At 31.2% G+C, this 23,916-nt stretch carries 25 protein-coding genes and 1 pseudogene; all 26 read left to right on the top strand.

The features are described from left to right. Positions 1 to 18 precede the first annotated feature (18 nt). The 26 genes and pseudogenes from ABD940_RS01900 to ABD940_RS01775 all read left to right on the top strand — a co-directional run bounded on the left by ABD940_RS01900 (position 19) and on the right by ABD940_RS01775 (position 23,910). Entirely contained in the window at positions 19 to 3,567 is a 3,549-nt protein-coding gene (locus ABD940_RS01900; protein WP_345199952.1) for an RHS repeat domain-containing protein, read from the top strand. Next, the gene (locus ABD940_RS01895) at positions 3,568 to 4,071 is read left to right on the top strand and encodes a hypothetical protein (protein ID WP_345199951.1); all 504 of its coding nucleotides are present in this window, start codon (positions 3,568 to 3,570) and stop codon (positions 4,069 to 4,071) included. It begins immediately after the preceding gene. Between the two features lie 117 nt (positions 4,072 to 4,188). After that, the gene (locus tag ABD940_RS01890; RefSeq protein ID WP_345199950.1) at positions 4,189 to 4,482 is read left to right on the top strand and encodes an RHS repeat domain-containing protein; all 294 of its coding nucleotides are present in this window, start codon (positions 4,189 to 4,191) and stop codon (positions 4,480 to 4,482) included. A 75-nt stretch (positions 4,483 to 4,557) separates the two neighbouring features. Then, on the top strand, positions 4,558 to 5,262 hold the full coding sequence (locus ABD940_RS01885; RefSeq protein ID WP_345199948.1) for a hypothetical protein: 705 nt from the start codon (positions 4,558 to 4,560) through the stop codon (positions 5,260 to 5,262). An 889-nt stretch (positions 5,263 to 6,151) separates the two neighbouring features. Continuing rightward, complete coding sequence (locus ABD940_RS01880; protein WP_345199947.1) at positions 6,152 to 6,655, top strand: hypothetical protein; 504 nt, start codon at positions 6,152 to 6,154, stop codon at positions 6,653 to 6,655. Positions 6,656 to 6,863: 208 nt separating this feature from the next. Then, positions 6,864 to 8,093: an RHS repeat-associated core domain-containing protein gene (locus tag ABD940_RS01875; RefSeq protein WP_345199945.1), complete on the top strand. Its 1,230-nt coding sequence runs from the start codon at positions 6,864 to 6,866 to the stop codon at positions 8,091 to 8,093. Position 8,094: 1 nt separating this feature from the next. Then, positions 8,095 to 8,520, top strand: a complete 426-nt coding sequence (locus ABD940_RS01870) for a hypothetical protein (RefSeq protein ID WP_345199944.1) — start codon at positions 8,095 to 8,097, stop codon at positions 8,518 to 8,520. Between the two features lie 80 nt (positions 8,521 to 8,600). Beyond that, a complete protein-coding gene (locus ABD940_RS01865; RefSeq protein ID WP_345199943.1) occupies positions 8,601 to 9,023 on the top strand; it encodes a hypothetical protein in 423 nt (140 codons plus the stop codon). Between the two features lie 79 nt (positions 9,024 to 9,102). Further along, on the top strand, positions 9,103 to 9,534 hold the full coding sequence (locus tag ABD940_RS01860) for a hypothetical protein (protein WP_345199942.1): 432 nt from the start codon (positions 9,103 to 9,105) through the stop codon (positions 9,532 to 9,534). Next, positions 9,531 to 9,959 (top strand): hypothetical protein, encoded by a 429-nt coding sequence (locus ABD940_RS01855; RefSeq protein ID WP_345199940.1) that lies wholly within the window; start codon positions 9,531 to 9,533, stop codon positions 9,957 to 9,959. The genes ABD940_RS01860 and ABD940_RS01855 overlap by 4 nt, the downstream gene beginning before the upstream one ends. Before the next feature lie 212 nt (positions 9,960 to 10,171). Continuing rightward, positions 10,172 to 10,522 (top strand): annotated as a pseudogene (locus tag ABD940_RS01850) (RHS repeat domain-containing protein); the annotation flags it as partial. A gap of 817 nt (positions 10,523 to 11,339) precedes the next feature. Continuing rightward, complete coding sequence (locus tag ABD940_RS01845) at positions 11,340 to 12,038, top strand: hypothetical protein (RefSeq protein ID WP_345199939.1); 699 nt, start codon at positions 11,340 to 11,342, stop codon at positions 12,036 to 12,038. 178 nt (positions 12,039 to 12,216) lie between these two features. Then, positions 12,217 to 12,534, top strand: coding sequence for an RHS repeat domain-containing protein (locus ABD940_RS01840; RefSeq protein WP_425550344.1), 318 nt, complete (start codon positions 12,217 to 12,219; stop codon positions 12,532 to 12,534). Then, the gene (locus ABD940_RS01835; protein ID WP_345200720.1) at positions 12,531 to 13,136 is read left to right on the top strand and encodes a hypothetical protein; all 606 of its coding nucleotides are present in this window, start codon (positions 12,531 to 12,533) and stop codon (positions 13,134 to 13,136) included. Before ABD940_RS01840 ends, ABD940_RS01835 begins: the two co-directional genes overlap by 4 nt. A 213-nt stretch (positions 13,137 to 13,349) precedes the next feature. After that, positions 13,350 to 13,703 (top strand): hypothetical protein, encoded by a 354-nt coding sequence (locus ABD940_RS01830; protein WP_345199938.1) that lies wholly within the window; start codon positions 13,350 to 13,352, stop codon positions 13,701 to 13,703. A 107-nt stretch (positions 13,704 to 13,810) separates the two neighbouring features. Continuing rightward, positions 13,811 to 14,071, top strand: a complete 261-nt coding sequence (locus tag ABD940_RS01825) for a hypothetical protein (protein WP_345199937.1) — start codon at positions 13,811 to 13,813, stop codon at positions 14,069 to 14,071. Between the two features lie 135 nt (positions 14,072 to 14,206). Continuing rightward, the gene (locus ABD940_RS01820; protein ID WP_345199935.1) at positions 14,207 to 14,347 is read left to right on the top strand and encodes a hypothetical protein; all 141 of its coding nucleotides are present in this window, start codon (positions 14,207 to 14,209) and stop codon (positions 14,345 to 14,347) included. A 94-nt stretch (positions 14,348 to 14,441) separates the two neighbouring features. Further along, the gene (locus tag ABD940_RS01815; RefSeq protein WP_345199934.1) at positions 14,442 to 15,002 is read left to right on the top strand and encodes a hypothetical protein; all 561 of its coding nucleotides are present in this window, start codon (positions 14,442 to 14,444) and stop codon (positions 15,000 to 15,002) included. Between the two features lie 230 nt (positions 15,003 to 15,232). Then, on the top strand, positions 15,233 to 16,297 hold the full coding sequence (locus tag ABD940_RS01810) for a PKD domain-containing protein (RefSeq protein WP_345199933.1): 1,065 nt from the start codon (positions 15,233 to 15,235) through the stop codon (positions 16,295 to 16,297). A gap of 22 nt (positions 16,298 to 16,319) precedes the next feature. After that, entirely contained in the window at positions 16,320 to 18,785 is a 2,466-nt protein-coding gene (locus ABD940_RS01805) for an AAA family ATPase (protein WP_345199931.1), read from the top strand. 236 nt (positions 18,786 to 19,021) lie between these two features. Further along, positions 19,022 to 19,669, top strand: a complete 648-nt coding sequence (locus ABD940_RS01800; RefSeq protein WP_345199930.1) for an NlpC/P60 family protein — start codon at positions 19,022 to 19,024, stop codon at positions 19,667 to 19,669. A 3-nt stretch (positions 19,670 to 19,672) separates the two neighbouring features. After that, complete coding sequence (locus ABD940_RS01795) at positions 19,673 to 20,611, top strand: type VI secretion system baseplate subunit TssG (RefSeq protein WP_345199928.1); 939 nt, start codon at positions 19,673 to 19,675, stop codon at positions 20,609 to 20,611. Beyond that, positions 20,608 to 21,573 carry a TssN family type VI secretion system protein gene (locus ABD940_RS01790; protein ID WP_345199927.1) on the top strand — a complete coding sequence of 322 codons (966 nt, stop codon included), beginning with the start codon at positions 20,608 to 20,610 and terminating at the stop codon, positions 21,571 to 21,573. Before ABD940_RS01795 ends, ABD940_RS01790 begins: the two co-directional genes overlap by 4 nt. A gap of 12 nt (positions 21,574 to 21,585) precedes the next feature. After that, positions 21,586 to 22,746, top strand: coding sequence for a type VI secretion system baseplate subunit TssK (locus ABD940_RS01785; protein WP_345199925.1), 1,161 nt, complete (start codon positions 21,586 to 21,588; stop codon positions 22,744 to 22,746). A gap of 45 nt (positions 22,747 to 22,791) precedes the next feature. Continuing rightward, positions 22,792 to 23,304, top strand: a complete 513-nt coding sequence (tssO, locus tag ABD940_RS01780; RefSeq protein WP_345199924.1) for a type VI secretion system TssO — start codon at positions 22,792 to 22,794, stop codon at positions 23,302 to 23,304. 15 nt (positions 23,305 to 23,319) lie between these two features. Continuing rightward, positions 23,320 to 23,910: a hypothetical protein gene (locus ABD940_RS01775; protein ID WP_345199923.1), complete on the top strand. Its 591-nt coding sequence runs from the start codon at positions 23,320 to 23,322 to the stop codon at positions 23,908 to 23,910. Positions 23,911 to 23,916 lie beyond the last annotated feature (6 nt).

The following is a 23,916-nucleotide window of genomic DNA, read 5'->3' as shown; positions in this document are numbered from 1 at the left end:
AATAATAAAAAATTAATAATGAATAATGAAAAATCAGCGATGAGAAAATATTTTTCACTTTTCTCTCTTCTCTTTTCATTAATAACATCTGCACAAAGTAGTCTGAGTACGGATCACAATTTCGTCTACGCCAAAAGCTGTCTGGATGCAGACTGCGTAAAAAAAGCAGAAGCGGTACAGTATTACGACGGGCTCGGAAGACCTGTTCAGTCGGTTGCTATAAAAGCAACCCCTCTCAAAAGAGATGTGGTAACCCCTTTTGAATATAATGCCGTTGGAAAACTGGTGAAAGATTATCTTCCGGTTCCACAATCCGGGACTTCAAACGGAGCCTTTTATGCATCACCATTCGACGGGGTTTCAGTGGCTTATGGAAGTGAAAAGATTTATTCTGAAAAGATCTACGACCAAGTTTATACCAACAGAGTAAAGCAGGTGGTTCCTGTAGGCAATGCGTGGACGCAAAAGCCTGTAAATTTAGGCTATGAAACCAATATCGGCGGTGAAGTAAAAAAGTATATCATCACGACCGATTGGGCGGAAGGCAGAACCGATTCACACATCACAGTTTCTACACCTTATGCAGCCAATCAGCTCATGAAATCTTCGGCAACCGATGAAGATGGGAATACAACCGTTGAGTTTAAGAATGGTGAAGGGCAGACCATTCTGGTAAGGAAAAATGACGGAACCCAGGATTTAGATACATATTATCTCTATAACGAATACGGTCAGCTGGCTTATGTGATCCCACCGATGGCAGTCGGAAATACGGCACCGGATCAGACGATGCTGGATAATCTGTGTTATCAGTACCGCTATGACGGTATGGGAAAAATGGTAGAGAAAAAGATACCGGGCAAAGGCTGGGAATACGTGATCTACGACAAACAGGACCGTGTCATTATGACCCAGGATGCTAATCTGAGAACGACAACCAATACTTTTCTGGCAAAAGGATGGATGTTTACCAAGTACGACAAATTCGGGAGAGTGGTCTATACAGGATTCTTTCCTTCCGCCGCGACAAGGGCTTCCCTGCAGAATGATGTCAATAATCTTTCTGTAAATCCTGAAAACAATGAAGCAAGGGTTTCCAATTCTTTTACATCGGACGGAACGGATATTTTTTATACCCAGAATGCTTTTCCTTCAACAGGAATTAAGGTATTAAGTGTCAATTATTACGATACCTATCCTGTTTACAGCTTCAATCCTTCCTTTCCGGCTTCGGTATTTGGTCAGGCTGTGATCACGGATGTTCCGAATTCGGCGATCAGCACCAAAGCTTTGCCGACGATGAGCCTTGTGAAAAATATTGAGAATGATAGCTGGACAAAAAGCTACGTGTATTACGATGCCAAAGCAAGAGCGATTTCCACGTATTCCATCAACCATTTAGGAGGTTACACCAAAACAGAATCTGAGCTTGATTTTGCAGGTGTTGTACAACAGACCAGGGTTTATCACAAAAGACTTTCTACCGATACAGAAAAAGTGATCGCCCAAAATTTTGAATATGACAGCCAAAACCGTCTGATAAAACAATGGCACAAGGTCGACAACCAGCCACAGGAATTATTGTCTGAAAATACTTATAACGAGCTTTCACAGCTTTCCAACAAAAAAGTAGGAAATAATCTTCAAAGCATCGATTATACCTACAACATCAGAGGAGCTGTAACCAAAGTGAATGATCCTGCAAATTTAGGAATTAAACTCTTCGGATATGAGCTGAAATATTTTAATCCTCAGAATACCACAAACTCTATAGGAAAATACAATGGAAATATTGCTGAAGTTACATGGGCAACAGCAACAGACGGAGTAAAAAGAAGATACAACTATCAGTATGATGCATTGAACAGATTGACAAAAGGACTGTACTCGGAACCGGAAGCTACTGCTCCACAAGACGATTTTTATAATGAATCGGTAACCTATGATATGAACTCCAATATCATGTCATTACAGAGAAACGGAAAGAATTCGCTGGGATTGAAAACAGGAATAGATGATCTTGCGTACACGTATGATGGAAACAGGCTCAAAACCGTTACGGATTCTTCTACCAATTACAGCGGATATCCCGATACATCAGGAAACAGGATCGCTTATGACGACAATGGGAACATGAAAGATCATAAAGATAAAGGCATTCTGCAGATCGACTATAACTTCCTGAATCTTCCAAAGTACATTAAGTTTGACCAAAGCGTCCCAAGCAGAGGCGGTGCAAGATATGTGAATACATCCTACACGTATAATGCGCAAGGTAATAAGCTGAGAAAAGTATATCAGTATAAAGACGGAGCCAATGCTTATCTTGCCACAAAAACAACAGATTATCTGGATGGTTTTCAATACGAAGCTGATGCTACACTGGCAAACCCGATGCCTGTAACAATAATTAAATTTATACCCACTGCAGAAGGCTATTACGATTTTGAAAAAAATCAATATATTTACAGCTATACAGACCATTTGGGAAATGTACGTTTAAGTTATTTCAACAATGGTACAAGCGCAGAAGTTCTTGAAGAAAACAATTTTTATCCGTTTGGGTTAAAACATGAAGGGTATAATGCTCAGGCTGGAAACCCTGCATACAATTATCAGTACAATGGTAAGGAATTGCAGAAGGAAACAGGTTGGAGTGATTACGGTGCAAGGATGTATATGACTGATATTGGAAGATGGGGCGTGATTGATCCTTTAGCCGAGCAATACAGAAGACTGACTCCTTATAATTATGTCGCGAACAATCCTATCAACTTTATTGATCCCGATGGTAGAAAGATGATGGCTCCGAAAGGGAGCCCGGATTCTCAGCCTCCTGCAATGACTTTGGGAGGAATGATGGATTATTACGCAAACGGAGGCAGAGGAAGTACAGCAGATGTTTTGAAATTCTTGGGACAGGAAGATATGCTCGGGAATTTCTATAATCTAGCTATATTTGGCGCTAGTGGTGGGGGAAGTGACACTAGCGGAATGAATTTTACAGATCCTAAAGCAATTGCAGTATTACAACAGTATTTTGCAAATCCAAATAATACTGTGAGTGGTCTCTTTAGTATGATAAAACAAATAACCTCATTTAAAGAACAACTTGATAAATCTAACTTTAAATCTGGTGATAAGTTTAAATTTAAGGATGAAAATGTAAATGGCGTAATAAACTCAGTAAAAGAAATAAAAATGTTATATCCTGATGTTCACTTGTCGATTAATGACATTTTTGCAACAAAAAAGCTATTTGATCATCATGGCTTACCAGCTAGTGCAGGAACGGTAATGCAAGAAGATGGTAAGTTTAATATTTATTTATCAACAAAATTTATTAATACAAACTTAGATTTTGCATTTGGAATATTTCATGAATTTGGTCATATCTTAAATGAGCAAGGTATGTCTTTTTCTGAATGGACTAAATATGTAAACTCTCCCTCTATTTTTAAAGAAGAAATAAGTGTATGGAAAAATTTTAATTATCCAGCAGGTGATCCTAATGCAACTAAGGCTATAAAGTTTTATGAAAATTTATTAAATAATCAAAGAAAATAGATGAAAAATACATTAAGTTTAATACTATTAATATTATCCGTGCTATTTTATTGTCAGGATTTAGATATTAAAATATTAGATACAAAAATATCTAGCAAAAAAGATATTATCATAAAAATTGAAATAATCAATAAATCTGAAAAAAACTTTTATTACAATAAAAAAATTGAAATAAATAATTCGAAAAGCTCTGATTTTTCTAATTTAATTACTTTTTATGATAATGATAAAATACAAAATATTTTGAATATTCATTATAAAAAATATTTGGATAATAAACCCAAGATCATTCATATTAAGCCATATTCTCAAAAAAAAATAAATATTAATTTAAAAAAAGATTTACCCAAAGCCAGATATAATGGATTGAGGTTGACATTAAATACTATTGATTACACAATTTTAAAGTATCGACTTTTACTTTTTTTTAAAGATGGTAAGAATGATTCTTATGAGAAATATAATCTTTCAAGCGAAATTAATATGGAAAAGGTATCAAACTAATTTACCAATGGATAACTTTCCAGGTATGTTGGTTTCCTTTATTAATCAACATTAACGGAGAAAATTAAAATAAATTAAAATAAAACAGGTAATCAAAATGGTTATCTGTTTTATTTTATGTTAATAAACTTTTTTGAAGGTAATAAGTATATTTACAGCTATACAGACCATTTGGGAAATGTACGTTTAAGTTATTTCAACAATGGTACAAGCGCAGAAGTTCTTGAAGAAAACAATTTTTATCCGTTTGGGTTAAAACATGAAGGGTATAATATTCAGGCTGGAAACCCTGCATACAATTATCAGTACAACGGTAAGGAACTCCAGAAGGAAACAGGTTGGAGTGATTACGGTGCAAGGATGTATATGTCTGATATTGCAAGATGGGGCGTGATTGATCCTTTAGCCTAGCAATACAGAAGACTGACTCCTTATAATTATGTTGCGAATAATCCTATCAACTTTATTGATCCCGATGGTAGAAAGATGATGGCTCCGAAAGGAAGCTCGGATTCTCAGCCTCCTGCAATGACTTTGGGAGGAATGATGGATTATTACGCAAACGGAGGCAGAGGAAGTACGGCAGATGTTTTGAAATTTTTAGGGCAGGAAGATATGCTCGGGAATTTCTATAATCTAGCGATATTTGGCGCTAGTGGTGGGGGAAATGCAAAGACTATGGGAGAAACCCAAGCTTATAAAGATATAATGGCTTATCTTGCAGAGCCCGAAACAGAATATTTTAAAGGAATTGATTTTTCGCAGTTTGGAAGCGGAAAGAACAATCCATTTGTTTTTATGATTGGAGGGGCGGATTTAGCTTTTGGTCTTATGGGTAAATCAGACACAACACTAAGTATCGAAAATACCCTTAAAAAAAATGGAATAAATGTCTCTTCATATAATCATGACTACTTTGGAAGTAACTCTGATGTTACGCAAGGATTTGCAAATTATATAGCTGCACAATATTCTATATTGAAAAGTGATGTTATTCTTTATGGATATAGTAGAGGTGGCGTTGAGGTCATGAAGGTAGCTAGATTATTGGAAAAACGGAGTATTCCCATAAAGCTCATGATTTTAGTTGATGCAGCAAATGGTCCTCATTCTGATAAAGTTAATAGAGTGATATCAGGAAATGTTGAGAACTTAATTACTATCAGACCGATGGTGGATCTAATCTTTTAGGCTCTCATGGTGCAGCTGCTATAAGATCTGCAAATTCACATACTAGTATTCAGAACTTTAATGTAACTGGAAGCTATTTTTTCCCTGGAGGTAGTAGAAGTTCTTCCTCTATTAATCACTCTAACATTGATGAAGCATATAGGAATGAAGTATTATATAATATTTTAAAATATAAAAAATGAAAAATTGGGTTTTAAGAATTTATTATTTTCTACACATATTAATTTTGTTTCAAAATATAGATTTTATTATATTTTATTTAAGTAAATATAATATTTTATACAACTTGAATAGTAACCTTATTGGTTATCTTTTCTTTTTTAATTATTTTTCAGGCATTATATTGTTTTTTTTGACTTTCTTTTATATTAGAAAATTCAAATGGTTAATTGGCTTATTTATAATTAATATTTTTTTAGAATATTTTTTAGTATTATATTTAATTGGAGATTCCATTTGACAAACCATAATGAGTAATATTCCAAGGATATTGATTTCCATTATTAATCAACATTAACGGAGAAAATTAAAATAAATTAATATAAAACAGGTAATCAAAATGGTTATCTGTTTTATTTTATGTTAATAAACTTTTTTGAAGGTAATAAGTATATTTACAGGTATACAGACCATTTGGGAAATATACGTTTGAGTTACGCTAAGAATGGTTCAGGAAAGAGATCATTGAAGAAAATAACTTCTATCCGTTTGGGTTAAAACATGAAGGATATAATATTCAGACTGGAAACTCTGCATACATTAAAAAAGTTCATAAAGATGTAGAATTTGATGATGGAATTGGAACTGTGGTTTTTTATATGAATGGTTGGGAAATTAATAGAATGATATATTCTTCTTTTTTAATGCTTAAATATTAAATATTACAATTATGAAAAATTTATTAAACTTAATTATATTGCTATTAGTAGTGTCTTGCACTGATAAAAAAAATAGTATTGATAAAGATTCTTTGACTAAAGATACAACAAGTATTTTAAAAGAAGAAAACCCCTATATGGAAAATTATGAAAATAAAAAAAAGATGAGAAAATTATTGGATAGTGCAATTATAAATGGTGATACACTATCTTATCAGGAAGCTTTTAAAGATTATATGGTATCTAGGCATTTACAAGAGTTTTTATATTATTCTATAAAGATGGCAAAAATACATAAATATGGTGAAGCATATTTTGATACATACTATATTATAAATTTAAATGATAAAAAAAATGGATATTTATCTGAAAAAGACAATGACTTATCACTTTTTTATTTATTAAAAGCATATGAACTGGATAATCAGACAGCTAAAGACAAAATAACAGATTTATTTGTAAAAAAGAATTTAAAAATACCAAGTTCATCGTCAATTATAAAGGAAAATAGATGATAAATATGTTCAAGGCATTTTAATATCCTTTATTAATTAACATTTAGCTAGTGTTCCAAACGTATTGGTCTCTTTTTACTAATCAACATTAGCGGAGAAAATTAAAATAAATTAATATAAAACAGGTAATCAAAATGGTTGCCTGTTTTTATTTTATGTTAATAAATTTTTTGAAGATAATCAATATATTTACAGCTATACAGACCATTTGGGAAATGTACGTTTAAGTTATTTCAACAATGGTACAAGCGCAGAAGTTCTTGAAGAAAACAATTTTTATCCGTTTGGGTTAAAACATGAAGGGTATAATATTCAGGCTGGAAACCCTGCATACAATTATGGGTACAACGGGAAAGAACTCCAAAAGGAAACAGGTTGGAGTGATTACGGTGCAAGGATGTATATGTCTGATATTGCAAGATGGGGTGTTATCGATCCTTTATCCGAGCAATACAGAAGACTGACTCCTTATAATTATGTTGCGAACAATCCTATCAGCTTTGTTGATCCCGATGGTAGAAAGATGATGGCTCCAAAAGGGAGCCCCGATTCTCAACCTCCTGCAATGACTTTGGGAGGAATGATGGATTATTACGCAAACGGCGGTAGAGGAAGTACTGCAGATGTTTTGAAATTCTTGGGACAGGAAGATATGCTCGGGAATTTCTATAATCTAGCGATTTTTGGCGCTAGTGGTGGGGGAAGTACAAATGCTGAAGCAAATATTCAGACTTTTGTAAATAATGGAGTTCCTTATGAAACAGCTGTGAAAGTTAGCCAAAACGGAGCCATGTCTTTTACAGATTATATAAGCTCTGGAACTTATTTCAAAGGAATTGATTTTTCTGGATATGGTAATATTGATCCTGATGATGTAATTATTAGGAATAAAAAAGGACATATCATGTATCGAATATTATCAAAAAAGATATATAAAGATGTAAGAATTGATACAGATATTGAAATTAATAATCCTGTGACAATAAACTTAGCCGATTATGAAAAAATGGGTGCCCATGCTGTTGGTTTTAGTTTAGATTATAGTGCTACATTAGGAGGCGGAATGAATGGAGGATTAGCATTTGTTTATTTCATGGGAGGAGATGATGCAGGAAGCGGATATGTTTATGGATACACCGGAGGAAATACGGGTTTCGAAGCATCAGTAGGTCTTAGTAAGTTTTATGCAAAATACGTAGATAAAAATAATAGGAACTTTAATGCATTAGGTTATGCTGGCAAATCTTCAGGACATGGTTTTGGAGTCGGAATTTGGGGATACTCTAGATCTTGGGGCAATAGAACAAATGATGGAGAATTATGGGAAGGGCAAAAAAGTAAAACAACATGGGTTACTATTACTAATGGTGTTGCACATGGAGAAATGGGAGCAAAAGTATTTTGGTCAAATTATACAATATTAAAAAAAGTATTTTAAAATGAAAAAAATAGATTTAATATATTTTTCTTTGGCATTATTAGCTGCAGGCTTTATATTATTTTTATTAATTTATTCACCGAAAAATGAGAATAAATTTATTATTGCAGATATTAGAGTAGATATAGTAGGGGAAATAAAAAAGAAAGTTGCAGTTAGAGAAGGACTTTTAACGCATGCAAAAATATCTAGACAGAATAAATTTGATACTTTAATATTTTTAGGAGAAAATATTGATAGTGTAAATATTGGTGATAATATTATTAAACATAAAAACTCTCCTTTTTTATATATTTTAAAAAAAGGAGATAAAATTAAAAAGCTTAAATATGTATTAATACCTAAAAGTATATTCAATGATGAAAACTTTCCTAAAGAATGGAAAGACAGTTGTAAAACTGTTTGGAAGGACGTAATTATAGACTAATTAGAATAGTTTTTTGCATATGAAGAAATGGGAGAAAAAATATTTTGGTCAAATTATACAATATTAAAAAGGTATTTTAAATGAAAAGAAAAGATCTATTACTAATTTTATTGTCAATATTTTTGGCTGGTTTTATACTTTTTTTGATTATTTATTCACCTAATAATATAACTAAATCTACAATTGAAAGATTACAATTTGAAATTAAAGGCAAAGTGATTGAAAAAATTGAAGTACGAAAAAATTTAATTTCACATGTAAAACTTAAAATAAGTAATAAAAAAGATACTGTAATTTTTATAGGAGAAAGTATAGATAGTATAAATATTGGAGATTATATGTCAAAGAGTAAGAATTCTCCATTTTTTTATGTAAAAAATAATCAAAAATTTAAAAAACTAAAGTTTGTATCTATTTCTAAAAATGTAATATATGACGAAAATTTTCCTAAAGAGTGGAAGGACAGTTGTAAAACTATTTGGAAAGGTGTGGTTGTGAATTGAATATGAATAATTTTTGTACATGAAGAAATAGAGAAAAGTAATTTTGGTTAAATTGTAGATTTTTAAAAAGGTATTTTAAATGAAAAAAATCATTGTAAGTTTATTAATAATAATATCTTTCATATTATTATTAATATTAACAAGCTATTTGACTAAAAATTCAGATGAAAAATTTACAATTAGAGATGTTAAGGCTGAATTTAGAGGTGTTATAAAAGAAAAAATAGCAAAAAGAAAAAATCTTTATTTAGATATTAAATTAAAGCAAGAGAACAAAAATGATACTATAATAGAGGCAAGTAATTTTATTTCAGAGATAAGTATTGGAGATACAATAATTAAAAAAAACAATTCTCCTTATTTTTATAGAATCAATAATGCAGGTATTAAAAAAATTCCATTTACTTATTTTTCCGAAAAGATGCTAAAAAGTCCAAATATTCCAAAGTCATGGAAGGATAGTTTAAATTCTAGTTGGAAAGCTTTAATAATAAAAGAAACTGTCGAATGAAAAAAGCAAATTTAATATATTTTTCTTTGGCATTATTAGCTGCAGGCTTTATATTATTTTTATTAATTTATTCACCGAAAAATGAGAATAAATTTATTATTGCAGATATTAAAGTTGAAATATATGGAACAATAAAAAAGAAGGTTGCTGTTAGGGAAGGACTTATAACACATGCAAAAATATCAAGGTATAAGAAATCAGATACATTAATTCTTTTAGGAATAGCAAATAATAAACTTATTAATATTGGAGATAGTATTATAAAAAATAAAAATTCACCCTTTTTTTTTATTTTAGAAAAGGGTAAAAATCCTAAAAAGCTTAAATATACCTTAATTTCTAAAACAATATTTATTGATAAAAACTTTCCTAAAGAATGGAAAGACAGTTGTAAAACTGTTTGGAAGGACGTAATTATAGACTAATTAGAATAGTTTTTTGGCAATGTATCAAATTTAGTGATGACGATTTTTAAATAATTAACTCATTGAATTTCAATATCCGTTAAAGATAAATTGTTAGCAACAAGAGTAAGAGAATCCTTACTCTTGTTTATTTTAGCCGAAAAAAACATACGCAAATAATTGAAGATCATTCCTCGTGTATCAGATTTAGTGATGGATAAAATTTTGAAAATAATAAGTATATTTACAGCTACACAGACCATTTGGGAAATGTGCGTTTAAGTTATTTCAACAATGGTACAAGCGCAGAAGTTCTTGAAGAAAACAATTTTTATCCGTTTGGGTTAAAACATGAAGGATATAATGCTCAGGCTGGAAACCCTGCATACAATTATCAGTACAACGGTAAGGAACTCCAGAAGGAAACAGGTTGGAGTGATTACGGTGCAAGGATGTATATGTCTGATATTGCAAGATGGGGCGTGATTGATCCTTTAGCCGAGCAATACAGAAGACTGACTCCTTATAATTATGTTGCTAACAATCCTATCAACTTTATTGATCCTGATGGTAGAAAGATGATGGCTCCAAAAGGTAGCTCGGATTCTCAACCCCCTGCAATGAGTTTAGGAGGAATGATGGAATATTATGCAAACGGAGGCAGAGGAAGTACTGCAGATGTTTTGAAATTTTTAGGACAGGAAGATATGCTCGGGAATTTCTATAATCTAGCGATTTTTGGTGCTAGTGGTGGGGGAAATAGCCATACCACTATCGGAGATATGATGAGAGGGCTGGGTGTTAATCCAAGTGAAAGTATGGAGTATTATCAATCAGTGATTGGGGCATTAAATTTAAGGCAACAAATAATTAATGCTAAATTAGATCCAGACTCTAAAGCAAGTTACAAGGATCTAGGAAAATTATTAATAGGAGTGCCTTCCCTTACTGAATTATATAGAATTACCGAATCTGAATTTATGAAAGATTCTCAAGGTAAACACCCTGCTGAAACGGTAGGCAAATATGTTTATTTTAATATGTCAAAAATTGATAACCTATTATTTTTTGCATATACATTAGGACATGAAATGAATCACGTATTTGATAATAGATTTTTTATAAATACATTTATAGAAACAACACGTTTTGGAGGAAAAGAAAGTATACCCTTTCTTAATACTTTTGGATTATTTAAAGAATCAACAGGTTTAGGTTGGGAAATGAAAATGGGAAACTCTATATTATGTGGATTCAATGGTTTTGAAGCTGCATCTTATTACTATGGACCAAATGGATGGGGACTTTATGATCAAAATACAGTGGATAAATTAAGTCCATACATTAATAAATTAATAAAAGCACGTGATGTAATATATAATATTAAAAAACAACAATTAAATGATTAACATAAAAAATAAATTTCAAATTTTTCTTTTTTTAATTTTATCCAATATTCTCTACTCTCAATTAGTTGTTAAATGGGAATTAAAAGAAAATAATGAAAAAGCAATTATTAAAATATACAATGAAAGTAAACAAAATGTTATAATCCCAATAGATCTTAAGTCATTCCAGGCATATTTTATTAATATTTATAATAATTCAGAATGGGATAAAAAATATCCATTTCTTGCATTCAAAATTAATGTTTTTGACAAGATTTCAAAAAATAGAGTAGAAATTAATACTAGTACTCCATATTTAGATATATCTAACTTCGAAAAGGATCGATTAAAATTAGATTCAATCACTAAAAATTATGAATCAAAAATAAATATTTGGAAAAAAAATAATATAACTTTAAGTAATTCGGAAGCTCAATTAAATTACTATATAATAGAAAATTTAATTTATCTAAAACCTAATGAGAGTTTAGAGTTTTCTATTTTATTTGATTTAAGAAACATTACTAATCAAGATAATGCAATTCATTATTCTTATATTCTCGAAAAAAATAAAAGCTATACATTATTTTTAAGTTTACACGTTAAAAATGATGTATACAATTATTTAACTTCATATCAAAAACGAAAATTAAAAAAATACAAATTATTTACAGGTTCATTGGAAAGTAATAAAATTGAATTAAAACAATAAAGTTATATTCAATATAATTTGTAATGTTCCAAATGTGTTGTTTTTTTTATTAATCAATATAACGGAAAAATTTAAAATAAAATTAATACGAAGCAGGTAATCAAATGGTTGCCTGTTTTTATTTTATGTTAACAAATTTTTTGAAGATAATCAATATATTTACAGCTATACAGACCATTTGGGAAATGTACGTTTAAGTTATTTCAATAATGGAACAAGCGCAGAAGTTCTTGAAGAAAACAATTTTTATCCGTTTGGGTTAAAACATGAAGGGTATAATGCTCAGGCTGGAAACCCTGCATACAATTATCAGTACAACGGTAAGGAACTCCAGAAGGAAACAGGTTGGAGTGATTATGGAGCAAGGATGTATATGTCTGATATTGCAAGATGGGGTGTGATTGATCCTTTAGCCGAGCAATACAGAAGACTGACTCCTTATAATTATGTCGCGAACAATCCATCAACTTTATTGATCCCGATGGTAGAAAGATGATGGCTCCGAAAGGGAGCTCGGATTCTCAGCCACCTGCAATGACTTTAGGAGGAATGATGGATTATTATGCAAACGGAGGTAGAGGAAGTACGGCAGATGTTTTGAAATTCTTGGGACAGGAAGATATGTTGGGGAACTTCTATAATCTAGCTATATTTGGCGCTAGTGGTGGGGGAAGTGGAAAAAGCCATACCACTATCGGAGATATGATGAGAGGGCTGGGTGTTAATCCAAGTGAAAGTATTGGGTATTATAAAGATGTAATTCGGGCTTTGAATTTGAGACAACAAATAATTAATGCCAAATTAAAACCTGATTCTAAAGCAAAATTTGAAGATTGGACAAAATTGGTAGATAAAGTTCCAGAATTATTGAACCTTTATTCACAAGCTCGTACGGTATTTATGCCTGTAAGTGGAGAAGGTGAAGAACTGTATTATTTAGGACAACAAGACCCTCCATTTTCTAATAAAGTTAAAATTAATACTGATAAAATGGGTGATATTTTAAATTATGCATTTACAATAGGTCATGAGATGTTACATGTCTTTGATGATAAGTACAATTACTCAAGGTTTATAAATTTTATTTTCAACGGATAACCCTAATTTCGAAAGAGATAGATACACTATACCTATATATATGCTTTTTAAAGAGTACAGGTCATATAATTGGGAAAAAGGATTGGGAAATGAAGTTAATGTAGAAAATAAGCTTGAACAATACAGTGTCATGTGGAATCTTCCTATGAAAACCTTGAACTATCTGAATAATAATATAAAAACTTTTTCAAATATATTTATAAATCCATAATTATGAAAAAATTTATATATGTAATATTTTTTTATTCATCACTTATTCTTTCACAAGTTAAAGTTGATGTAAGATTAATTAAAACAACCAATGAATTTGATAGAGGAAAACTTTTAGAAATTAAAATTCTTAATAATTCTAATTTTGATTATATACTGCCTATTGATACTACAGATTTTAAGACTTTTTATTCTGCAGAACAATGCATTAATTTTTCAGATACAGATGAACATAGAGATCTTATGTTAAAAGTTAATTTGAAAAATATAAATGATAGTATATCTGAAATGTCATTTCCTCATTATAAAATGACGGGACAAATTGATGAGAAAGTAAATATTTTATTAAAGAGATAAATAAAAGAGATTCTTTAATAAAGTTGCAAAATAGCAAAATCATATTATGGAAATAGCAAAATAAAATTCAGCAAACTGATAGCTGGATTATCAAAAATAAATACTTGATGTCAAATATGATTTTTATTAAGGCTAAACAACAAATAAAATTTTATAAATATTTTAATCCTAAAAAATTCAATTTAAATTCTATATCAGATGATTATGACTATTTTAATTTAATAATGGATAATAAATATGAGTTTTCTATAAAATATTGTATTAAAGATAGCATTTATCAATATTTAACAGAAAAACAAAAAAATAGTGTTAAACGCTATAAATTATTTTCTGGAAGTCTTGATAGTAATATTTTGAAATGGAATTGAAATTAACGGAATTATATTCCAGATATTTCGATTTTCAGCTATACAGATCATTTTGGAAATGTGCGTTTAAGTTATTCTAAAAACGCATCTGGTAGCACAGAAGTTCTTGAAGAAAATAATTAGTATCTATTTGGAATGAGGCAAGAAGGATATAATACTTTGGCTGGAAACCCTTCGTATAAATATAACTATAATGGAAAGGAGTTACAGGTTGAATCTGGAATGTGTGATTATGGATCAAGGGTGATATTGAGAGATGGAGCATCGTACATCTGAAGTTGCTATCTTTTTGTGATAAAAATTTTATACTTCTATATAGTTCTTCTAATGGAAATTAAAAGAATTGGAACGGGTTTTTGAAATCTTAAAAATGAAAATAAATATAATAATTTTATGTACTTTTTGGTTGTTTTTCTTAAATTGTGAAAAGAAACTAGCTACAATAGATAGTTCTTTTTCTAAGAGATATAAAATAAACAAGACAAGTCTTACAATTAACTCTAGCAATAAGGAAAATGAGACTTATATGATTGGAAGATTCAAATATTTTTCCAATAATTATTCTATTAAAAATCAAGTTTATATTAAAGACAGTATATACTATGATGATAAAAATAGTATATTATTTGATTTTAGTTCTAAAAAACAAGCAGGTTCCTTTACTATAAATGATTCATTAAATCTAAAAATTTCATTTTTAAATGATATAATTTCAGATAAAAATAAATTTAGATTGTTTAAAATTGACAAAGTAGATAATTATCACACATTAAATTTAGCAAAAGTTTATATTGCAAATTACAAATATGGCATAGTTGGTGAATTTATAGTCACAAATGAAAATGATGAATGGTTAATAACTAATGTTGTTGGTTATTTTCCTAATAATGACTTGTTTCTTTCAAAATTTAAAAAAGTTAAATTAGAATGACAGGATATAATCCTTCTTTTGTTTATGCTAATAACTTTGTTTAATATTTCCTCATTTCTCTTTTAACTATCTTAGAGCTAAACAGTAGTGTATAAATACCGCTTCATACGTTGTTCAGAAAGGGTTTTGGGATTTTCTTTCAATAAAAATCAAAAATATGTGAAATTATTGAAAAAAAATTTGGTCAAAATTAAAATGCTGGATATATTTGTAAAAACACAAATACTTCAATGAAAAAGAAGAAATTTAATTTTCTGCCCAATATTGATCCTAAAATATATATCATTTTTGGTATCTTTTTACTGCTAAGCTTACTGTTTTTATCATTCCAATATTTTCGTCATGTCGATTGCGAGAATGCAAATTATTATGTACATGCAGACGAATATGTGGTGAACAGAGTAGTGGAATTCAATGATAACACCGAAGGTGCAACATCATGGAAATGGGATTTTGGCGATAGTACGGCAATCGACACAAGACAAAGAACAATCCACTATTACAAAAAGCCCGGCGAATATATCGTAAAGTTGACGATCAATGGAAACTGTACGCACGAAAAGCTTGTTACAATTACAAGTATCAGTCAGCAAACGGGTTATCTGCCTATTATTATGGCTCCTGATGTTGCTTTTGTCGGAGATCCTATTCAGTTTAATGGAGAAAAAGATGGTGGCGAATCTTGGGAATGGAGCTTTGGTGAAAGCGCAGCCACAGATGCTTTAGGGAAATCTCCTGTTTACAGATTTAAAAAAGTAGGCGATAAAAAAATTACGCTTATTGTAAACGGAGACGTAGAACATACTGCAGTAAAAACAATTTATGTAGCTCCTAAAACAATCAAGGCTAAACAGAAAATAGATATTGAGTCTTACGAATTCGAGAAGCCTCATACCGCTTTTTCTCTTCCACAAGGTGATGCACAAAAAGATCCTTTGGTTGATATGCTGCAGTATATTCCGGTTTCTCCTAAAACAAAATCAAAAAAAGATTCTTTAATAGCTGAGAAAAAAGTACCTGAAATTTCTAATGAACAGTTTCAGCTTCTTCTTAATCAGGTTGCTTTACAGGCAAAAACGAAGGATGATTTCAAAGAATATCTTTGTGGAAAATTTGATATACCGGTTGTGGTAAATGATGAAAAATTAATTCCTTTTGATCAGTTTTGTCAGAGTATTTCCGGAAAGAAAATCAAGATCTCTGCATTGAGATTAAATAAAAATTCTAAAAACTGCATTCAAAATATCAATATCCAGTATAAAGTGAAAAAATGGATGATGTGGATAAAAGAATAACCATATAAACACACAAATAACGATGAACGAAGAAGTTACTTACAGCCAAGAAGTTAGTAAGGCTCTGAACATAGCTCAGAAAATTGGACGTGAAAATCTAAATGCTTATTATACAGGAGGTCATCTTCTAAAAGCAATGTTGAACAGAGATTTGTCTCTTCTCAAACAGCTTGAAAAAATGGGCGTAGATGTCTTTTATCTTGAAGAATGGGCGGAAGTGCGTATTGAAGAACTTCCCAAATCACCTAATAAATATTCTTGCGAGCCAGACGAAATTATTGATGAGATCTTTGCAGAAGCAGATGCAGCTAGGGAATTGATTGGTGAGGAAGAAATTTCCCTGTTTGCTATAATGATTGCGATCAGTTCACCGGGAGTTGCATTTAGTTTTGATCAAATCAAATCTTTTCCTGTATCAAGAAATGAGCTTTTAAAAGATTTTTCTTCTGACGGAATTCATGGAACGCAGGAATTTGATTCTACAAAAAAAACAAGTAAAGGGTTTATTCAGAAATACTGTATTAATAAAAAAGAACAGGTTAAAAAACTGAATAAAAGTGAATTACTCGTTGGAAGAGATAATGAAATAAATAAAATTACTGAAATTCTTTGTCGTTTCAGTAAGCAGAATGTTCTTGTTATCGGCGATCATGGAATAGGAAAAACAGCTCTTATTGAAGGCTTTGTTCAAAAAGTTCTGTTGAAACAGATTCCTGATATTCTTTCCGGGCTTGAAGTTTTTGAAATGGATATGGGAGCACTTATTGCCGGTGCTTCTTATAAAGGCGAAATTGAAGACAGGATTAAAAATGTTGCTCAGGAAATCAAATCGATTCCAAAAGCAGTATTGATTATTGAAGAATTTCATTCTCTTTTCGGAAGTCATGGCTCGGATTCCGGTATTGTGAATTTGCTAAAAAGTGAATTATCCGGCGGATTGACAATTATTGCCACTTCAACAATTGAAGAATACACGAAAAAAATTGAGAAAGAGCAAGGATTGGCAGGGATGTTTGAGTTGTTAAAGCTTGAAGAAACTGACGATGAAATGCACTTCAGAATGCTAAAGCAGACGCTTAAAAATTATCAGGATCATCATAAGATTTCTATTGATGATGCTACAATGAAGGAGGCGATTCGTCTTTCTAAACGATATATGAAGGAGAAAAGTCTTCCAGCTTCAGCTATTGATCTTATTGATCATACCATGTCTGTATTGAAAACAACGGGAGAATCTTTTTTAAAGGAAAAAAATCATTTGATAACGAAAATCATTTATCTTGAGGATAATACAAACCAATATAATGAAGAGGAAAGAAGAATGCATGCAGATTGGCTGTTAAAAGATTTGGCGGAAAAAACAAAATATCTGATCAGTACAGCAGAGGCAAAAGAAAAAGAAAATGAGCTTCCTGAGTTTAAAAAAACTGAAGAGCTTCTTAATTTTGCAAGAAACCTTATTGAGAAGACAGAAAAAATAGCACAGGAGAAAAGAACGCATATCACAGAGTTTGACTTAGCTTTGATTATTTCTCAAAAAACAAATATTCCTATTGGTAAGCTGAAAGAAGAAGAAAAACAAAGGCTGAATGAAATGGAAAGTGTTTTAGCAAAACGTGTTGTAGGGCAGGATCATGCGATTTCTATTGTTTCAGAAGCTGTTTTGGAAACCCGTTCAGGATTAAGTAAAGCCGGACAACCTATTGGTTCATTTTTCTTCTTAGGACCTACCGGAACCGGAAAAACAGAGTTGGCAAAGTCGTTGGCAGAGTTCTTATTTCAGGATGAAAATGCTATCATTCGTTTTGACATGTCTGAATTCAAAGAAGAGCATTCTGCAGCATTGCTTTACGGAGCGCCTCCTGGATATGTTGGGTATGAAGAAGGAGGGTTATTAGTCAATAAAATTCGTCAAAAGCCTTATTCTATTGTATTATTTGATGAAATTGAAAAGGCTCATGCTTCAGTTTTTGATGTATTTTTACAGATTATGGATGAAGGAAAACTGCATGACCGTCTTGGTAAAGAAGGGGATTTTTCCAATGCTATTATTTTGTTTACCTCTAATATTGGTTCAGATTTTATTGTAGAATCTTTTGGAAAAGATGAAATTCCTCAATCTTCAAAACTGCTTGAAATGATGAGCCGTTTTTTCCGTCCTGAATTTTTAGGAAGACTTACAGAAACGATTCCTTTTGCACCGATAAGTAAAAATAATGCACTTAAAATATTTGAGATTCATCTGAAAAAAGAATTGCTGGACTTGGTGAAGAATCTTAATATAGAATTATCCATTACACAGGAAGCCAAAGAGTTTCTTTCGATGGAAGGATACGATATAAAATATGGAGCAAGACCTTTAAAAGGGGTGATAAGAGGAAGATTGAGAAGACCATTGGCTAAGAAAATAGTCTCAGGAGAGTTCAAAGAAGGTGATAAAGTGGAAGTTTCTTTAACAGATAATGAAATTTTTTGGAATAAATTATAATATTTTGTCTTTTTAGTTATTTCAAATAAAAGTGGGTTATTTTTATTAAAAGCAAAATGAAGATTAATTATTGTTGGTTTTATGTTTTTAATAATTAATTATAGTTGTGATTTGATAATGGATTATATGCAATGATTTATGAATTTAACTTATGATTTATCATAAAATTGTGAATTTTGTTATTCGAGTTTGTTTATTTTAAAATAATATGTATATATTTGTTAAAACACATTTTGATGAAGCAACGTAAATTCTTTTATATTGTACTCTGTATATTTTTTAGCATTATCGCATTATCATGTGGAGGTAAAAAATATATCAAAGAAATTCCATACAATTACTCTTCAAACGAGTTTTCTAAAACTACTCAGGAAAGTAAGTCTGAGAGTGATTCTCAGTATTCTGTTGTAGATGATAATCCACAAGGTCTTAATGATGATACGCTAAAGATCAAAGAAAAATATTCTATCATCATGGAGGTGATGCCTAAAGAAATACGTGACTATAAACTGTATTCTTATATTGATGACTGGATGGGAACTCCTTATAAAAAACAATCTTTGGAAAAACAGAAAGGAGTAGATGCTTCTTATTTTGTACAGGCACTTTTCAGTGATGTGTATAACGAGACATTTTCAAAGACTCCCGACGGGATTTTTCGTTCAAAAGCAATTCAGTTATTTACCGGAAGAACTTTTTTGAAAGAGGGAGATATTCTTTTCTTCAGATATGATAAGTTTCATCCTATCTCAGATGTTGGGATCTATCTTCATAATGATCGCATTTTGGCGTGTACAGCTAGGGGATTAAATATTTATAATTTTAACGATGAATACTTTCAGTTGCGTTATGTAGCGGCAGGAAGATTAAAAGAAAAGAAATAGAGTATGGATAATTTGGAAAACATAGCCGGACTTATCAGAACTCTGAAACATGACATTAGAGCTGAAGTCATCGTTAACGATCTTTTGGAACATAAAGATATTAAAGAAGGTGAATATGTGATATATAAAGAAGGGCAGTTTGCAAGAGCTTACCGTTTTGATGTATTGGATGCCCAGACAACTGATTATGATTACGACAGTATGCAAATGCTGAAACTGAATCTTTCGAGAGACAGTATATATGATATGTTGCCGGAAGGGATTTCGCATATTTCAAAAAATGAAGCTCCCGGAAAAGGTGTTGATTCTATGATCAAGGAATATTATCAGCAGAAGAAACAACAGAAAGCCGCAAGATTATTTTTTCAGCCTTTTGAAAATGAAATGTTCCATTACGGAGTAGAAACGGAAAGTTTTGAAAGTCGTTTTCTGTTTGAATTCAATAATGGAAAAGCTCCTGATATGTTCTATGATTTTTGGGATATAGACAGGGACTTTCCTACATTACTGGTTTCCAAATTCATAAGGTTGCTTCCTTTTTCATATAAAATTGTGGGAGATATTCAACAGGCTTGTCATATTCTCTCTGTACTGCTTGAAGAAGACGTGCGTGTAAGCGATCGTGAATATCAGGAATACAGTGATGAAAGTCAAGGTGTTTTGTTGGGCGAAACTCGTTTGGGATTAGATTCAATTACAGGAACGAGGTATGATGATTATTCCAGACATCTGGATATTAAAATAGGTCCTTTGAAGAAATCTTCATTTACAGATTTTATACATGAGGGCGGAAAGAAAAAATTTGTGGATATGTTTTATGAACATTTCTTTCCATTAGAAGTAGAAATAAATACGATCATTCTACTTCCAGAGGATAAACAAAAATTTGAGTTTAATAATGAAACAGGTTCGCCTGTTTTAGGATATAACACGAGCATATGAGCAAAATAAAAAAATATTTTACCAATTTATTCGATCCTCAGTTGCTGATCATCGTTTTGGTGGTGGTAGCCGTATGTATCATTCTTACAATGATCTTCTCGCAAAAGTCGGCGGATTTCAAACAAAAATACAGATCAAAATTTTATATCTATATTTTTTCGTTTGCTTTTGTATATGCGATTATTGCGTTATTGGGATATAATAAACTTTTTCAGAATAATAATCTGTACGAATTTATATTTTATCAGATATGTTCATTGATAATAGGAGTTCTTCACTGTTATGCTTACAGAGGATATTTTGAAAAATTCGGTTCAAAAAAGTCAGGTAATGAATACCTTTTTGCTTTTTTATCGGTATGTTATGCTTCCATACCATTTATGTTGATTTATACATTTTTAAATGGAGTAGACCTTGTATATCTTATGTTAGGACATTTCATCGTTTTCTTTATTCCAACTTTCTTAAATGATACTTTTAATAAAGCAATGAACATTCCTCCTAAAGTATATGTGACTTGGCAGTTTCCTGAAAATTACAAAGAAACTATTGGTTTGAGTGATGAAGAATGGCGAGATATGGTGGTATTCACTTATATTATGGACAGAGATAAAGACGCGGTAAAATACAGTGTATATAGAGCTAAAGGCCCAACAAGAATAGATTTCGGAAGATTATTTTACAATTTCATAGTCGATTATAATCAAAGACATCCAGGAGAAGAAATTCAGATTGAAGATGAAAACGGACTGTTCAGTTGGGTATTTTTCCTTCAGCCAAAATGGTACGAATCTACAAAATACATAGATCCTAAGCTGACTCTTTATATGAATGGAATTGAAGAAAACAGTGTTATTTTCTGTATGAGAGCCGATCAAATGATAGGAGAAAATAAAGATTCTGGAAAGACTGATTATGAATATAACCGTGAAAAAGACAATGAACTTGCATTGCAGGACTAAAAACTAACCATAATGATAGAAAAGTTAACACATTTTCCCGTAAATTGGATAGACGGGATGAAGATAAATAAGACCCATTTCTCAGACGTACAGAATTTTGTAAGCGATTCTGTGAGAGATTCTGTTGGAGTTCATACCTCAATGATCAGCTATGGTTTGTTGCCGGTACAAGATCCTATTAAAATAAATTTAATCATTGATAATCATAAATTATTAAGAATTAAAGTTGAGGAATGTCATGCAATTACACCAAACGGTTCAAGAATTGAAATTGGAAGCGGCGTGTCTGAAAGTTTGAGTCTTTCAATTCCTTATCCAGAAACAGCTAGGGAATTAAAGGATAATGAAAATGCAGTTTTACTGGCTTGTATTTCTGTTAATCCATTTAAAAGAACTCCTTATGGAGAGCCTGATCCAGAAGAAAACCCACCGAGATATCCTTATACTCTTCCTGAATATACGCTTAATCTTATTCCTGAAGATGAATTAAAAAATACGGTTGGCTTTGGAACGCATTACCTCACCATAGGAAAAATATTGGTCAATTCCGGAGAATCAAGGATTGATGAGAATTATATTCCTCCCGCAGTAAGTGTTTCAAGCCATAAGAAACTTCAGGAATTATTTGTTGAGATCGACCATTTTTATGGACAGATAGAATTGTATGCGGTACAGATTGCCCAAAAGATTCATGCAAAGAAACAAAGCAACGATTTGGCCTTGATGATGGAAATGATGTCTGATAAAACCCTGAATTACTTAGGAATGGAAATCAATAAATTCCGTTGGATGTCTCCACATACTCCGCCTGCTGAAATGCTGGTTTCTGTTGTGGCATTAGCCAGAATTTTGAAGAATTTTATCGATTCGCGTTCAGGAGCCGGAAAAGAAGAATTGCTGAATTATTTTGCGGAGTGGTGTAATGTGAGTCAAGGTGATTTTGAAGTGATATTTTCGGAAACAATTAATACCGACTATAATCATAATCAAATGGATAAAACCATTGAGAAGATCAGAAGATTCATGAAAACACTTGAAGATCTGTATTCTGTACTGAGCAGACTTGATTATATCGGTAAAAAACGTGACGGAAGTATTTTCGTCTCCGAGAATACGGACGAGAGAGAATCTGTAATTCATGCTAAAAGAAGCAGAACTTTTTTGGCAGATTAATATAAAATCATTGAAATCTAAAAATGCATAACTCAAAATACAAATATGGAAGTTTTAAATAAAAGTCAGAGGAGGAGCGCTTATTGGTTCTTTGTGCTATTCTTCCTACTTACAGTTTCAGTACTTGTGACAGCTGTTTTTTTTAACGCTTACTTTCCGTTTAAAGAAAATAGTCTTTTAAAAGCTGAAAATGCCAAAATGAGAAAAGAAATGGAAACTCAGGATAAATTTTCTTTCCAGCTGGAAAAAGTAAAAGTATCTGTAGATTCGATAGGAGCTCCAAAACAAAATGATTTTTTTAATGAAAAATTAGCCTTGTCGATCCTTGCAGATATGTATAAGCAGCTTCCGAAGGATACTTTGAAGAATAAGAATATGTACAATAATACCATTATGACCTATAAGGATTTGATAGATGCTAAAAAACAGATTAAGCAGCTTTCAGGAAATCAGGTATTAATGGACAGCTTAAGTAGTATTAATACGACTTTAAAAGCTGAGTATGATAAAATGAAAACAGATCTTGCTGTTTGCAGACAATTGTATCAGGCACAATAGAAACTCATATAAATTATGAAACTACCGAAAAAAATAATATTCTTCAGTTTGTTGTTTTTAACAGTTTTTATTAATGCTCAGAATATAGTGTCGGATTCTACGGAGTATGCACATTTTGACTGTGGAATTACGCAGACAAAACAAAAGCTGGATAAGAATTTTTTTGCAAGTACTCCAGCGATTGAATTGAGAGTAAACAATGAGGAATTCATTTATACGACGTTTCAGTTGGGGAAAAGAAAGAATAAAATTTATCTCTATCTGAGAATTTTGGCGGATAATGTATGTATCAAAAAAGACAAGAATGTGGATGTTTATTTTAAATCGGGAGAGGTTATTACCCTAAAAAATGAATATCCATTGAACTGTGAAGCTTTTTTTGCCAAACAAATGAAGAAAAAAGAACTGCAAAAATTCAAAGAAAATGAAATTACCTCAATTAAAATTTATACTTACAAAAAGAATTACGAAATGTATGTAAGTGAAGTTCAAAATCAGGATATTCAACATTATATCGATTGCTTATCCAATTATAAGGTTAAAAAATCTGATGAGGTAAAAATAAAAAAGAAGAAAAATTCGGAAGCGAATAATCAAAATCAATAACAAACA

This window comes from Chryseobacterium ginsengisoli, assembly GCF_039542325.1.
GTDB lineage: Bacteria > Bacteroidota > Bacteroidia > Flavobacteriales > Weeksellaceae > Chryseobacterium > Chryseobacterium ginsengisoli.
The sequence above is the reverse complement of the archived record's forward strand: the minus strand, read 5'-3'. Positions and strand labels throughout refer to the sequence as shown.